The sequence below is a fragment of the Peteryoungia aggregata LMG 23059 genome, from assembly GCF_030814435.1.
GTDB lineage: Bacteria > Pseudomonadota > Alphaproteobacteria > Rhizobiales > Rhizobiaceae > Allorhizobium > Allorhizobium aggregatum.
In genome coordinates this window covers 77,613-91,594 of record NZ_JAUSUW010000003.1, presented here as the reverse complement: position 1 = coordinate 91,594, position 13,982 = coordinate 77,613, and the positions used below count along the sequence as shown (strand labels likewise).

General features: G+C 62.7%; 11 protein-coding genes and 1 riboswitch. Of the genes, 4 read left to right on the top strand and 7 right to left on the bottom strand.

The window, feature by feature from the left end; translation table 11 throughout:
* Position 1: 1 nt before the first annotated feature.
* On the bottom strand, positions 2 to 478 hold the full coding sequence (gene dut, locus J2045_RS05580; RefSeq protein WP_307370298.1) for a dUTP diphosphatase: 477 nt from the start codon (positions 476 to 478) through the stop codon (positions 2 to 4).
* Between the two features lie 87 nt (positions 479 to 565).
* Between dut and J2045_RS05575 the strand changes: the two genes are divergently transcribed.
* Positions 566 to 2,149 carry a peptide chain release factor 3 gene (locus tag J2045_RS05575; RefSeq protein ID WP_307370296.1) on the top strand — a complete coding sequence of 528 codons (1,584 nt, stop codon included), beginning with the start codon at positions 566 to 568 and terminating at the stop codon, positions 2,147 to 2,149.
* 188 nt (positions 2,150 to 2,337) lie between these two features.
* Positions 2,338 to 6,018 carry an autotransporter domain-containing protein gene (locus J2045_RS05570; RefSeq protein WP_307370294.1) on the top strand — a complete coding sequence of 1,227 codons (3,681 nt, stop codon included), beginning with the start codon at positions 2,338 to 2,340 and terminating at the stop codon, positions 6,016 to 6,018.
* Positions 6,019 to 6,072: 54 nt separating this feature from the next.
* Here J2045_RS05570 and J2045_RS05565 read toward each other — a convergent pair whose 3' ends face one another.
* On the bottom strand, positions 6,073 to 6,747 hold the full coding sequence (locus J2045_RS05565) for an HAD-IA family hydrolase (protein ID WP_307370291.1): 675 nt from the start codon (positions 6,745 to 6,747) through the stop codon (positions 6,073 to 6,075).
* Positions 6,748 to 6,874: 127 nt separating this feature from the next.
* Positions 6,875 to 6,971: riboswitch (TPP riboswitch) on the top strand.
* Positions 6,972 to 7,022: 51 nt separating this feature from the next.
* Between J2045_RS05565 and thiD the strand changes: the two genes are divergently transcribed.
* A complete protein-coding gene (gene thiD, locus J2045_RS05560) occupies positions 7,023 to 7,850 on the top strand; it encodes a bifunctional hydroxymethylpyrimidine kinase/phosphomethylpyrimidine kinase (RefSeq protein ID WP_307370289.1) in 828 nt (275 codons plus the stop codon).
* A 79-nt stretch (positions 7,851 to 7,929) separates the two neighbouring features.
* Here thiD and J2045_RS05555 read toward each other — a convergent pair whose 3' ends face one another.
* Positions 7,930 to 8,841: a pirin family protein gene (locus J2045_RS05555; protein WP_307370287.1), complete on the bottom strand. Its 912-nt coding sequence runs from the start codon at positions 8,839 to 8,841 to the stop codon at positions 7,930 to 7,932.
* A 241-nt stretch (positions 8,842 to 9,082) separates the two neighbouring features.
* On the opposite strand from J2045_RS05555, the gene J2045_RS05550 reads away from it, so the two are divergent.
* On the top strand, positions 9,083 to 9,910 hold the full coding sequence (locus J2045_RS05550; protein WP_166602475.1) for a class II glutamine amidotransferase: 828 nt from the start codon (positions 9,083 to 9,085) through the stop codon (positions 9,908 to 9,910).
* 8 nt (positions 9,911 to 9,918) lie between these two features.
* On the opposite strand, the gene J2045_RS05545 is transcribed toward J2045_RS05550, so the two are convergent.
* The 4 genes from J2045_RS05545 to ubiE all read right to left on the bottom strand — a co-directional run bounded on the left by J2045_RS05545 (position 9,919) and on the right by ubiE (position 13,979).
* A complete protein-coding gene (locus J2045_RS05545; protein WP_166602476.1) occupies positions 9,919 to 10,272 on the bottom strand; it encodes an MmcQ/YjbR family DNA-binding protein in 354 nt (117 codons plus the stop codon).
* Positions 10,269 to 11,483, bottom strand: coding sequence for a bifunctional phosphopantothenoylcysteine decarboxylase/phosphopantothenate--cysteine ligase CoaBC (gene coaBC, locus J2045_RS05540; protein WP_166602477.1), 1,215 nt, complete (start codon positions 11,481 to 11,483; stop codon positions 10,269 to 10,271). Before coaBC ends, J2045_RS05545 begins: the two co-directional genes overlap by 4 nt.
* A 139-nt stretch (positions 11,484 to 11,622) precedes the next feature.
* Positions 11,623 to 13,197 carry a 2-polyprenylphenol 6-hydroxylase gene (gene ubiB, locus J2045_RS05535; RefSeq protein ID WP_307370283.1) on the bottom strand — a complete coding sequence of 525 codons (1,575 nt, stop codon included), beginning with the start codon at positions 13,195 to 13,197 and terminating at the stop codon, positions 11,623 to 11,625.
* A 5-nt stretch (positions 13,198 to 13,202) separates the two neighbouring features.
* Positions 13,203 to 13,979, bottom strand: coding sequence for a bifunctional demethylmenaquinone methyltransferase/2-methoxy-6-polyprenyl-1,4-benzoquinol methylase UbiE (gene ubiE / locus J2045_RS05530; protein ID WP_307370282.1), 777 nt, complete (start codon positions 13,977 to 13,979; stop codon positions 13,203 to 13,205).
* Positions 13,980 to 13,982: the final 3 nt, after the last annotated feature.

Below are 13,982 nucleotides of genomic sequence, written 5' to 3'. Positions count from 1 at the left end.
CTCACACCCCCGTCGAGCCAAACCCGCCGGCACCCCGCGCCGTGTCGGATGTCTCCGTCACCTCGGCCACCCTGACCTGGGTTACCGGAGCAATCACCATCTGGGCGATGCGCATGCCGCGGGTAATCACGAAATCCTCCTGGCCTAGATTGACCAGAAGCACCTTCACCTCGCCGCGATAGTCGCTGTCGATGGTGCCGGGTGTGTTGAGGCAGGTCACGCCGTTCTTGAAGGCAAGACCCGAGCGCGGCCGGATCTGCGCCTCGAAACCTGGGGGGATTTCCATCACAAAGCCCGTCGGCAGCAGCGCCCGCGCGCCCGGTGCAAGCGCCATCGGCTCATCGTCTCCTACGGCTGCGCGCAGATCCATGCCGGCTGCCCCCGCCGTCTCGTAAGCCGGCACGTCGAGGCCCGCGCCATGCGGCAGGCGCTTCAGGTTCAGGACGGGGCCGAGGTATTCGGGGCTGATGGCGGACATGGCGAGATTCCTTTGTTGCCCCCGCTCAATTGCATATTGGCCCTCGAAACGCTAGATAACCGCCCGACCACAAGGAATTCCTGAGATATGGCTGAAACGCTCGCCGAGGCGGTCTCCCGCCGCCGCACCTTTGCTATTATCGCGCACCCGGATGCGGGTAAGACGACGCTCACCGAAAAGCTGCTGCTGTTCGGCGGCGCCATCCAGCTCGCCGGTGAAGTGAAAGCCAAGAAGGATCGCATCCAGACCCGCTCGGACTGGATGAAGATCGAGCGCGAACGCGGCATCTCGGTCGTCACCTCGGTCATGACCTTCGAATACGAAGGCCATGTCTTCAACATCCTCGACACACCCGGTCACGAAGACTTCGCCGACGACACCTATCGTACGCTGACAGCGGTTGACGCTGCCGTCATGGTCATCGACGCAGCCAAAGGTATCGAGCCGCGGACGCTGAAGCTGTTCGAGGTCTGCCGCATGCGCGACATTCCGATCATCACCTTCATCAACAAGATGGACCGCGAAAGCCGTGATCCCTTCGAAATCCTTGATGAGGTGGAAGAGAAGCTGGCGCTCGACACCGCCCCGATCACCTGGCCGGTCGGTCGCTCCAAGACATTTTGCGGGTCCTATCACCTCGCCAACAACACCTATCGTGGGGGCGATGCCCAGGTTGAACCGGTCAAGGTGAATGGCGCGCAGAGCGTGTCGGAAAACCTTCCCGAGAACGAGCGCCAGGCCTTCATCGATGAGCTGGAGCTCGCCCGCGAGGCCTGCCGCCCCTTCGATCGGGAGAGCTTCCTCGAAGGCCATATGACGCCTGTTTTCTTCGGCTCGGCGCTGCGCAATTTCGGTGTGCGCGACCTGATCAACGCGCTGGGTGCCTATGCCCCCCCGCCGCGCGACCAAGTGGCTGATACGCGTACCGTGCATGCCGCAGAAGACAAGATGACGGCCTTCGTCTTCAAGATCCAGGCCAACATGGACCCGAACCACCGCGACCGAATCGCCTTTGCCCGCATCTGCTCCGGCAAGCTCGAGCGCGGCATGAAGGCCCGCCTTGCCCGCACCGGCAAGCAGATGGGCCTGACCGCACCGCAGTTCTTCTTTGCCTCGCAGCGCCAGCTGGCGGATACGGCTTACGCCGGTGACGTCGTCGGCATCCCGAACCACGGGACGCTCCGCATCGGGGACACGCTGACCGAAGGCGAAAACCTCGTCTTCCAGGGCGTGCCGAACTTCTCGCCGGAAATCCTCCGCCGCGTGCGGCTTGAAGATGCGATGAAGGCGAAAAAGCTGAAGGAAGCCCTGCAGCAGATGGCCGAAGAGGGCGTCGTGCAGCTCTTCTCGCCGGAAGACGGCTCGCCAGCCATCGTCGGCGTCGTCGGCGCGCTGCAGCTCGACGTCTTGAAGGAGCGCCTCCAGGGCGAATACGGCCTGCCGGTCTCCTTCGAAATGTCGCGCTTCTCGGTCTGCCGCTGGATTTCGGCCGAGAACAAGGACGATCTGGAAAAGTTCATGACCCAGCGCCGAGGTGATATCTGCCGCGATCTCGACGGCGACCCCGTCTTCATGGCGCAGGACCAGTTCTCGCTGCGTTACGAGTCCGAGCGCTACCCCGCGATCAAGATGGTCGCCATCAAGGAATATCACGTCGCTAAGGCGGCGTGAACGTCACCAGTTCTACCCAGAACTGGTCCGAATTCATGCCGCTTTTGGCCGGATACTTGCCTTTGAACTTCACTCTGGCGTGATACTGTCAACACACCTTCAAATCTTGTGTGGGCGGTCGTTTTGGCCGGGGTGTTTTGTTCGAATATTCTAATTTATTCCATCGTCGCGCGGCTCTCCTGGCCTCGGTGAGTGTTGCGGCACTTCTTTCGACGTCTGTCGCCGCCCTGGCTGACAGCGTCTATTGGCAAGGCTCCACCAACACTGACTGGTTCACCGACAGCAACTGGGTCTGGGACGGGCATGTGCCAACATCAGCGGACGATGCCCGCATCGATACTCAGGGCGTGGTGCTGGATGGTGCCGATGGCGCTGCTGGAAACCTCTATGTGGGAACCGGCAGTGGAACCAATGGCGACCTGACCATCCGTCGTGAGCTGTCGACCACGAACACGACGATTGCCAACAGCGATGGCTCGGCAGGGACCATCACGGTGACCGGAAACCTCGGCGGATGGGCCAACAGCGGGAATACCTACATCGGCAATGACGGTAGCGGCACAGTCAATGTGCTCACCCAGGGCGAGTTTCTGGGTGGCGTCGTCTATCTCGGGGCCGGGACCACGGGTGAGGGCACGCTCAATGTCTCCAACCAGAGCCATTTCGAAGCGACGAGGTTCTATATCGGTTACGGAGGTGACGGCACTTTCACCCTGGAGCAGGACGCGACGGCGACGACGGGGCGGACGGTCATCGCAGACGGTATCGGCTCGTCGGGTAGCGCCACGGTTGCGACCGTTTCGGAGTGGACACTGACCGATGCACTGACGATCGGTGGCGGCGGCGTTGGTTCGCTGCTGATCAAGGAGGGCGCCGAGGTCTCGGGCACGGCAGCCTATATCGGCAATGGTGCCGGTTCCACCGGCAGCAGCGTGACGGTCACGGGCACCGGGACTACCTGGGTCAATACCGGAGAGCTCTTCATTGGCTCCTCTGGCGATTCCACACTGGACATTCTCGTAGGCGCCACGGTTTCGAATGGCAGCGCCGTCATTGGCCGACATTCGACATCCTCCGTCACCGTGTCCGGCAGCGGCTCCACCTGGACCACCGGCGCGCTCCTGATCGGTGGCGATCGCTCCGACACGTCGAGTTCGGTCGCAGGCAACGGAACCTTGGACATTCTGGCCGGGGCCATAGTCAATGGCACCTCTGCGATCCTGGGCGACAGCACGGGGTCGGAAGGCACGGCGAATGTTGACGGAACAGGCTCGCTCTGGGACCTCTCCGACCGCGTCAGTGTCGGTGGTCTCGGCGCCGGCACAGTCAACCTCACCAATGGCGGCAAGATCAGCTCGACCGGCGGCCTTGTTGGGCATGAGGCCTCTGGTTCAGGCCTCGTGACGATCTCCGGAGACGATAGCCTCTGGGAGAACACGGGCGTGTTTTATGTCGGCAATCTCGGCGACGGCTCGTTACAGCTTCTGACGGGCGGTGACCTGACCAGCACCGACGGTTATGTCGGCACGGAGAACGGCTCAGACAGTGAAGCCACCGTCAACGGGACCGGCTCAAGCTGGGTCATGAGCGGTGACTTCCTCGTCGGTCACAACAACGGTGCGCAAGGGGCGGTCACGATCTCCGCCGGCGGCCTGATCGAGAACCGGCAGGGCATTCTAGGCGATCTCGCAGGGTCCCATGGGGAAATGCTGGTAACCGGCAACGGGTCTCTCTGGGACGTATCGAGCGACCTGAATGTCGGCCGCATCGGGGAAGGCGAACTCACCATTGCCCTGGGGGGCGATGTGACCGCAGGGCGCAGTCTGATCGGAAACAATGTCGGATCGGAAGGCATGGCCACGGTCTCCGGCAATGGTTCGACCTGGACCACCACCGGCGGTCTCTATGTCGGCAACGAAGGTACCGGCACGCTCATCGTCACCGGTGGCGGTTTCATTTCCGCCGATGAGATCACCATCGCCAACGAAGTGGGCTCCACCGGGACGTTGATCATCGGCGCCGAGCTTGGCCAGACGGCCGGCGGTAGCGCCAGTTTCGACGCCGATGAAATCCATTTCGGTGAGGGCAACGGCGCGCTCGTCTTCAACTTCGGCGGGACCGACCTCACCTTCGACTCGCTGATTGATGGAGAGGGAGAGATAGCGGTCGCCAATGGCAAGGTCATTTACGAGGGCGATGGCAGCGCCTTCAGCGGAACGACAGACGTCACGGGGGGCACATTGGAACTGGACGATGCCACCCTCGGCGGCACGCTCTCCGTCTCCGGCTGGGGAACGCTCGGCGGAACGGGCACGGTCGGTTCCACGACACTTTCCAGCGGTGCCACGGTAACCCCCGGCGGTTCCGGCGTCGGAACCCTGACGGTTGACGGCAATCTCGATTTCGACGCGGGCGCGACCTATGAGGTCGACGTCGACACCTCGACCGGCGCCAGCGACCTCTTGCATGCGACAGGCACGGCAACGCTCAACGGAGGCTCCGTCCTCCACGTTGGACCATCCAGCGGCTACGCCGCCAACCAGTCCTATGTCATCCTCTCGTCCGATGGCGGCCTGACCGGAACCTTCGACACGGTCGATACGGATTACAGCTTCCTTGATGCCGCGCTCGGCTACGATGCGAATGATGTGACACTGACGCTGACCCGCAATGCCAACGACTTCGCCGATATCGCGCAATCGACGAACCAGTCTGCGACGGCAGGCGCAATCGAAAGCCTGGGCTCCGGTAATGCGATCTACGATGCGGTTGTTGTTCTGGGCGATGAGGCGGCCTCGACGGCCTTCCAGCAGCTCTCCGGCGAAGTCCACGGCCATGGCGTGAGCGCGAGCCTCGAAAACAGCGGCCTGATCCGCAGTCTCGGGGGCAATCGCATGCGTTCCGCCTTCGGTTCGGTTGGCGCCGGCCAAACCAATGTCGTCTCCCTTGGCAGCACGAGCAATGCGCTGGCCTATGGCGAAGAAAGGGCGAAGACCCCGGCAGAACTGGCGGCCGAGTCGATCCTGGTGACACCGGAAAAGGCCGGCCCCGTTGCCTGGGCGGAAGCCTATGGTGGATGGGGCAAGAGTTTCGGGGAGAACGGCGATGCCGATCTGTCCAATTCGATTGGCGGGTTAGCCTTCGGCATCGATATGGCGCTGGCCGACACCACCTGGCGTCTCGGCATTCTCGGTGGCTATGGGGCCGCTTCGTTCGAACTGAGCGACGGTCTGTCGAGCGGCGACAGCGACGATTTCGATATCGGGATCTATGGCGGCAACCAGTGGGGGCCGCTCGCGCTTCGCTTCGGAGCGCTCTACAAGCACCAGCAGGTCTCGACCGAACGGACAGTCGATTTTGGTGGCTTCACCGATCAGCTCTCCGCCGATTACGGGACCAATACCGCACAGGCCTTCGCGGAGCTGGGCTATGAGATCAAGGTCCGGGATGTGCGCCTGGAGCCCTACGTCAACCTCGCCCAGGTCCATATGCACACGCCCGCCTTCAGCGAAGAGGGCGGTGCCGCCTCCCTGTCACGCGAGGCGAGCGACATGAACCTGACCTTCACCAATCTCGGTCTCCGGGCCGCGACCGAGGTGGCGCTGGCCGGCGTGAATGCAACGGTCCGGGGGGCTGCTGGATGGCAGCATGCTTTCGGTGATACGGAAACGGCCTCGACCCTGTCCTTTTCCGGTGGCAGCGATTTCGTCACGTCCAGCAAGACGGTCGCCGAGAACAGCCTAGTCTTGCAGGCCGGCATCGACATGCCGATAGGCACCATGGCGACCGTCGGCATCGGTTTTGATGGCAACTACAGCAATCGCGGCAACGCGCAATCGGTCAAACTGAACTTCCAGAAGCAGTTCTGACGAGAGTTCGACCAGTGCGGGGCGGCTGAGCGCCCCGCATTTCCCAGATAGCCCTCAGCGCGCAGGCCCGATCCGCAGCCCCTGCGAAGCGTGGAAATCGACGCGCAGGTGCTCGTAGCTGGCGATGGTCGGATGCAACGTGTCGAGCGGATGGGCATGGGTGGCCGTAACGACGGCAACATCGGCGCCCGCCGCTTCTCCAGCCCTGACTCCGGCCAGCACATCCTCGAACACCAGGCAGCGGGAAGGATCGAAGCCCAGCCGCTCTGCCCCAAGGCGATAGCCGGCGGGATCGGGCTTGCCGATCTTAACGTCTTCCGCTGTCACGATCTGCAGCGGCTGCGGCAGGCCGGCAGCGCCGATGCGCGCGCGGGCGAGGGCTGATGGTGCCGATGTCACGATCGCCCAGCGCTCGGCCGGCAGGCTCTTGAGGAATTCGATGGCGCCCGGGATGGGAACGATGCTCTCCAGATCCTCGATCTCGCCGCGCTCCACTTCAAGGGCCTCCTGCTCCACATCGATGCCGGGCAGGTTCAGCGCGCTGATCGTGTCGACCCCGCGCTTGCCATGCATGCTCGGCAGGAAGGTTTGGAGATCAAGCCCATGCTTGAGCGCCCAGCGGCTCCAGACGCGCTCGGCCGCGGCGATGGAATTGAGCAGCGTGCCGTCCATATCGAAGAGGAAGGCGTCATAGAAGCGGTCGAAAAGCCGGTCGGGGGAATGATGCAAGGCCTGGATCCTTTGGTCGAACGCACGATGAGGCTCCCGTACCGGCTCGGAACCGTGCCTGCAAACACTTAATCGGGATAGGCCTGGATGACAGGTGACAGGGCCTTCTCTCTGCCCTAGTCTTTGACACGAGAGACAGGGGCGTCTGGCGAAAGCCGGGCTGAGAAGCACCCTTTGAACCTGAACCAGATCATGCTGGCGGAGGGAGTCGCTCGGGTGCCGCGGTCTCTCCGCGTCCTGCCCGTCGCTTCTTCGCCGTCCAAGGAGAAGCAGAAATGACCGCCTCCCCCATCCGCAACGTGCTCAGCATCGCCGGCTCCGATCCTTCGGGCGGCGCCGGCATCCAAGCCGATCTCAAGGCCTTTTCCGCGCGGGGCTGCTATGGCATGGCCGTCATCACCGCGCTGACGGCGCAGAACACGCAAGGTGTTTCTGCGGTGATGCCACTCGATCCCGCTTTTGTCGCGGAGCAGATCCGCACGATTTTTGCCGATGTACACGTCGACGCCGTCAAGATCGGCATGATCGCCAATGCCGGGATCGCAAGGGCGGTGGCCCATGTGCTGAAACCCTATCGTGGCATACCTGTCGTCCTCGACCCCGTCATGATCGCCAAGGGCGGCGCATCGCTACTGGATCCCGAGGCAGTCGAAGTGCTTAGGACCGAACTCTTGCCGCTTGCCACCCTTCTCACACCGAACCTGCCGGAGGCGGCGGCCCTGCTCGGCGACCCGGAAGCTTGCGACCGCCGCATCATGGAATCCCAGGCCGTCCGGCTGACATCGCTCGGCTCCCAGGGCGTCCTCGTCAAAGGCGGTCACCTTGCCGGTGGCGAAAGTCCTGACGTGCTGGTGGCGGAGGGGCAGGTGACCTGGTTCGAGGCGGACCGCATCGCAACGCGCAACACGCATGGCACCGGCTGTTCCCTGTCGAGTGCGCTCGCAGCCGAACTGGCAAAGGGGGGTGATGCGCCAGAGGCCGTCCGCGTGGCCAAGGCCTGGCTCGCGGATGCCGTCCGCCACTCGGGTGCGCTGACGGTCGGGTCGGGACACGGTCCTGTCCACCACTTCCACGCGCTTTGGCCGGCGACTGCACAGAATTGATCTCAGAGGCGGTGCGTGCAGGCAAAAGAAAGCCCGGCGGTGGAAAACCGCCGGGCGATGTGAACTTGACTCGGTGTGATCAATGATCGGCCCTGATAAAGGTTCCGTTCTGCAGCTCCTTCATCGCCTGCATCAGCTCCTCGCGCGTGTTCATGACGATCGGACCATGCCAGGCGACCGGCTCCTTGATCGGCTTGCCGGTGACGAGCAAGAAGCGGATGCCCTGTTCGCCGGCCTGCACGGTGATTTCGTCTCCCGTATCAAAGACAACGAGCGTGCGGTTGCCGGAGAGGTCGCGGATATTCAGCTCTTCGCCCATATATTCCTTCTCGACCTTCACGCCGAAGGGCTTGGAGGCATCCCGGAACGAGCCGGAGCCGGCGAAGATATAGGCAAAGGCCGAGCGATAGGTGTCGACCGGGAAAGTCTTGCGCTTGCCGGGCGGCACCGAGATGTCGAGATAGACGGGTTCTGCAGCGATGCCGTCGACCGGGCCACTTTTGCCCCAGAAGTCGCCACAGATGACCCGCACCGACGTGCCGTCATCATCGATAACAACGGGGATCTCGGGCGACTTGATGTCCTGATAGCGCGGCTTCGTCATCTTCAGTGACGAAGGCAGGTTGGCCCAGAGCTGGAAGCCATGCATGCGGCCGGCAAAGTCGCCCTTCGGCATTTCCTGATGCAGGATGCCGCTGCCGGCGGTCATCCATTGCAGATCGCCCGCGCCCAGCATGCCCTGGTTGCCCAGGCTGTCGCCATGCTCGACGGTTCCGGCCAGCACATAGGTGATCGTCTCGATGCCGCGATGAGGATGCCAGGGGAAGCCGCGGACGTAATCCATCGGCTCGTCATTGCGGAAATCGTCCATCATCAGGAAAGGATCGGTCATCGAGGGATCGCCGAAGCCGAAGACCCGGTGCAGCTTGACACCGGCACCCTCCATGGTCGGCGTGGCGCGGCTCTCATGCTTGACGGGGCGAATGGACATTGTGGTGGACCTCCTCCGGAAACGGGCTTGCTTGCGTGGCAATATAGGCGAGCGGTCGCTGCCACGCAGGTGGGGCTGTCAGAACGCAGTGTTCACATTTGCGCCAATCCGGCCCCGAAGAAATGTTGCACTGCCCGACAAAATTTTGTCATGAATGGGCTCATGTTTGCAAATCATTAGTCTATCGGGCGAAGACTGTTGAAGATCAGCAGTCGGTTCGATGGAACTGGGGCAAAATCACATGTGTCGTTGGGTGGCTTACCGTGGTGTACCAATCTTCCTTGAGGAGCTTGTCACCTCGCCTGCGCATTCCCTGATTGAGCAATCCCATTGTGCGACCCGCGCCAAGACGGCCACCAATGGCGATGGCTTCGGTCTTGCCTGGTATGGGGATCGCCCCGAGCCTGGCCGCTTCCGCGATGTTCTGCCCGCCTGGTCGGACTGCAATCTGAAAAGCCTCGCAAGCCAGATCCGCTCGCCGCTTTTCCTCGCCCATGTCCGCGCCGCCACCCATGGCGCCACCCGCCGCGACAACTGTCATCCCTTTGTGCAGGGCAACTGGTCCTTCATGCACAATGGCCAGATCGACAATTTTGACCGCATCCGCCGACCGATGGAAGGCATGCTGGATGACGAGCATTTCCATGCCCGCGTCGGCACCACGGACAGCGAATTGCTCTTCCTGCTCGCCCTTCAGTTCGGCCTGAGAGAGCGCCCGATCGCGGCGATGAGCGAGGCCGTGGGCTTCGTCGAGCAGATAAGCCTGCATCTGACCGGGATCGCCCGTATTCGCCTCACAGCGGCCTTCTCCGACGGCAAGACGCTCTATGCCGTGCGCTACTCGACGGATGAACACGCGCCGACGCTGTTTGCAGCACCCATGGGTCCGAAGGGCAGCTTCTGCCTTGTCTCAGAGCCGCTGAACGATGAGACGGATACCTGGGTGGAGATCCCCGCTGGAAGCGCCGTGATCCTCAGCGAGAAGGGGCTGGACGCAGCCGAGTTCAAGCCCGAGGTTGATCGAATGCGGGTCGAACAGGTTCGCCAGCCGGCCATGGCTGCTGGCTGATTACCGCCTTACAGAATGATCCCGAGCTCGGCCTGGACTTTGCGCGTCAGCGAGCCTGCAACAGTGCGATAGGATCGGCCGATATACTCCACCAAGTCTGCCTCGTTGAGTTCCGTGGCGGGCTCCACGGTCACCCATTTGCGCTTGGCGAAATAGGGTGCCTGCGAAACGCCTTTCAGCGAGGTCAGGATCTCGAAACTCTCTTCGCTTACCTTGAAGGCAAGCCTGTTCTCGCCGTCGGTCAAAAGCGCGAAAACCTTATTCCCGACCTTTGCAATTCGCGCGTCCCATTGATCGACGAGCGTGGTTCCGGTCAGGCCTCTCACATAAGCTTCGAAGTCGGGGCGTGAAAACAGGCTCATGCGCCTGTCCCGCCGATCTGGGTGGCAATCCAGAGCGCCAGACGTTCGGCAACCTCGTCCTTGGAGAGATCCGGCCAGGCTTCGACACCGTCGCGGCTGATGAGCTTCACGCGGTTCCGGTCACCACCCATGATGCCGGTCTCCGGCGAGACGTCGTTCGCCACGATCAGGTCGGCCCCCTTACGTTCGAGCTTGGCGCGACCGTTCTCTTCGACATTCTCAGTCTCTGCCGCAAAACCCACCACGATGCGGGGACGCTCAGCATGATGGCCGACGGTCTTCAGAATGTCGGGGTTTTCGGCCAGCTGCAGCGGCGGGGGGCCTTCGCCGGGCTGCTTCTTGATCTTCTGTTCTGCCGATGAGGCGACCCGCCAGTCGGCAACAGCGGCAACCATCACGGCAATGTCGGCAGGAAGTGCGGAAAGGACCGCGTCACGCATTTCCTCGGCCCGCTCCACATGCCGCGTGTTGACACCGGCCGGATCGGCAATCGTCACGGGGCCGGAGACCAGCGTCACATCAGCGCCGAGCCGCGCAAGGGCGGCTGCGATCGCATGGCCCTGCTTGCCCGATGAGCGATTGGCGATGTAGCGCACGGGATCGATGGGCTCATGCGTCGGGCCTGAGGTAACGACGGCTTTCATTCCGGCGAGTGGCTTCGGTCCCGAAAGCAGGTCTTCCACCCGATCCGCGATCTCCAGTGGCTCGGCCATGCGTCCGCGCCCGCGTTCGCCGCTCTCGGCCATCTCGCCTTCCATCGGCCCAATCGCCTGGATGCCGTCACGTTGAAGCACCGCGAAATTCCGCTGGGTTGCCGGATGCGCCCACATCTTCGGGTTCATGGCCGGCGCGATCAGCACGGGACGGTCGGTTGCAAGCAATACGGTAGAAGCGAGGTCATCGGCCAGCCCGTTTGCCATCTTCGCCATCAGGTCCGCGGTCGCAGGTGCAACGAGCACCAGATCGCATTCCCGCGCCAGCCGGATATGGCCGACATCCTGCTCGTCCTCGCGGGAAAAGAGCTCGGTATAAACATGGCTTGCCGACAGTGCGCCCACCGCAAGCGGCGTCACGAATTCCTGCGCACCGCGCGTCATGATCGGCCGCACGCTCGCGCCGCGCTCGCGAAGCCTCCGGATGAGGTCGAGGCTCTTGTAGGCGGCGATGCCGCCCGCGATCACAAGCAAAATGCGCTTTCCGGCCAAGGTCATGGAGGGCACCCTTATCTCTGCGGCCGCGACCCTAGCGCAATTCCAGTCGCTGGCAAATCATCGAGAACGAGACTGGTAAACGGCAGGCTCAGATGAAACAGCAGGGGAACCTTTGCCAGTCCGCTTGGGACGCTCGCAATCAGGAGACCTGTACCGCAATCACCACGGCGCTCACGGCGATTACCCAGAGCGCCACGCGTCCGAGCCGTGTGTGTCGCGCTTCAGCCTTGCCGATCCGCTCGGCCGTGTCGGCGTCGAAGCGCAGACCTTCCTCGCTCATCCGCACGATCTCGCCATGCAGCTTCTCGGTCTTGGCAGCGATGTCCGGCAGGGCTTCGGCAAGCCTCAGAGCTGCCTTGGCGCCATCCTTGAGATCGGTCGCGATGCGCTTGGGGCCGAGATTGTCGCGGATCCAGTGGGAGACGACCGGCTCGGCAGCTTTCCACATGTTGAAGCGCGGATTGAGGATGCGCGACACACCTTCGACGACCACCATCGTCTTTTGCAGCATCACCAGTTCCGGGCGCGTTTCCATGTCGAAAATCTCGGTGACTTCGAACAGCAGCGTCAGCAGCTTGCCCATCGAGATGGTCTCTGCCGGCTGCCCGTGGATCGGCTCGCCGATCGCCCGGATCGCCTGGGCAAAGCTTGCGACATTGTGGTGCGAGGGCACATAGCCCGCCTCGAAATGCACTTCGGCCACGCGCATATAGTCGCGCGTGATGAAGCCATAGAGGATTTCGGCAAGGAACCGGCGTTCCTTCTTTCCAAGCCGCCCGGCGATGCCCATGTCGACCGCGACGATCATGCCGGAGGCATCGACGAAGAGGTTGCCCGGATGCATGTCGGCATGGAAGAAGCCGTCCCGCAGGGTGTGGCGCAGGAAGGACTGGATCAGTGTATCGGCCAGCGCGTCGAGATCATGGCCGGCAGCCTTGAGGCCCTCGACGTCGGACATCTTGACGCCGTCGATCCATTCCATGGTGACGACGTCGCGGCCGGTGCGTTCCCAGTCGACTTCGGGCACCCGGAAACCGGGATCATCCTTGGTGTTTTCGGCGATCTCTGACAGTGCAGCCGCCTCAAGCCTGAGATCCATCTCGACCTTGGTGGTCTGCTCAAGCGTCTTCGTCACCTCGACGGGACGCAGGCGCCGGGTGTTCGGCAGGAAACGTTCCTGGAGATGCGACACGAGATACATTGCCTCAAGGTCGGCCGCGAAGCGCTTGCGTACCCCCGGACGGATCACCTTGACGGCCACCTTGCAAGGACCGTCAGGCGTTGCAACCTCGGCCGGATGCACCTGCGCGATCGAGGCTGCCGCGATCGGTTCGCCGAAATGGGCGTAAAGTTCGTCCACCGAGCGGCCAAGCGACTCACGGATCGTCGTCCTCGAAGCCTCCGTCGGGAAGAAATCCATCCGGTCCTGCAGACCGGCGAGATCCTCGGCGAAATCCGCGCCGACCACATCGGGTCGCGTCGCCAGGAACTGCCCGATCTTGACATAAGACGGCCCGAGACGGGCGACAGCACGGGCCAGCCGATCCGAGCGCTCGGCAGATTTGGCCCGGCTGCGCGCCAGCGGTGCAATGGCAGCCTTGGCGATCCCGACCAGCGGCGGCAGTCCTTCGGACGGAAGGGCCGCAACGACACCTTCGCGCACCAGCACCCAGCCGACCCGCGCCAGGCGGAAATATGCCCCGATCGTGCTCATGCGGCTTAGATCTTCCAGCCGGAATGCAGCGCTACGATGCCACCGTTGTAATTGGTGAAACGGACTTTCGAGAAGCCCGCACGCTCGATCATCCGGGCAAAATCGGACTGATTGGGAAACTTGCGGATCGATTCCACCAGATACTGATAGGGCTCTGCGTCACCCGTAATCATCTTGCCGAAGCGCGGAATCGCGTTGAACGACCAGGCGTCGTACAGCTTGTCGAGCAACGGCATCTCGACTTCCGAGAATTCCAGCACCAGCAGCCGACCGCCGCGCTTCAACACGCGGAAAGCTTCCGACAACGCCACGTCGATATGCGGCACGTTGCGGATGCCCAACGCGATCGTGTAGGCGTCGAAGGTCTTGTCATCGAAGGGCAGGCTTTCGGCATTCGCCTCGACGAAGGTGAGGTTGGGCGAAAGGCCCTTCTTCTCCGCCCGCTCGGCGCCGACGCCGAGCATGGAACCATTGATGTCGAGCACGGTTGCATGCGCCAGCCGATTGGAGGCTTCGACGATGCGGAACGCGATATCCCCGGTGCCGCCGGCGACATCGAGCACCTTGTAGTTGGGATCCTTGCGCGGATTGAGCGACGCCACCATCGCATCCTTCCAGACGCGGTGCAGACCGGCCGACATCACGTCGTTCATGATGTCGTAGCGCTTGGCGACCTTGTGGAAGACATCGTTGACGAGGCCCTGCTTTTCCTGCTCGTCGACCTGGCGGAAGCCATAGGAGGTTTCCATGCCGCCATCGGCGGAAATTCGGCTTGCAGTCATCGG

What these genes read in the sequence shown, in the direction of transcription:
- dut (WP_307370298.1), bottom strand. Translation starts at nt 478, where the DNA reads ATGTCCGCCATCAGCCCCGAATACCTCGGCCCCGTCCTGAACCTGAAG.
- ubiB (WP_307370283.1), bottom strand. Translation starts at nt 13,197, where the DNA reads ATGAGCACGATCGGGGCATATTTCCGCCTGGCGCGGGTCGGCTGGGTG.
- J2045_RS05545 (WP_166602476.1), bottom strand. Translation starts at nt 10,272, where the DNA reads ATGAGCCTGTTTTCACGCCCCGACTTCGAAGCTTATGTGAGAGGCCTG.
- J2045_RS05555 (WP_307370287.1), bottom strand. Translation starts at nt 8,841, where the DNA reads ATGTCCATTCGCCCCGTCAAGCATGAGAGCCGCGCCACGCCGACCATG.
- J2045_RS05550 (WP_166602475.1), top strand. Translation starts at nt 9,083, where the DNA reads ATGTGTCGTTGGGTGGCTTACCGTGGTGTACCAATCTTCCTTGAGGAG.
- thiD (WP_307370289.1), top strand. Translation starts at nt 7,023, where the DNA reads ATGACCGCCTCCCCCATCCGCAACGTGCTCAGCATCGCCGGCTCCGAT.
- coaBC (WP_166602477.1), bottom strand. Translation starts at nt 11,483, where the DNA reads ATGACCTTGGCCGGAAAGCGCATTTTGCTTGTGATCGCGGGCGGCATC.
- ubiE (WP_307370282.1), bottom strand. Translation starts at nt 13,979, where the DNA reads ATGACTGCAAGCCGAATTTCCGCCGATGGCGGCATGGAAACCTCCTAT.
- J2045_RS05575 (WP_307370296.1), top strand. Translation starts at nt 566, where the DNA reads ATGGCTGAAACGCTCGCCGAGGCGGTCTCCCGCCGCCGCACCTTTGCT.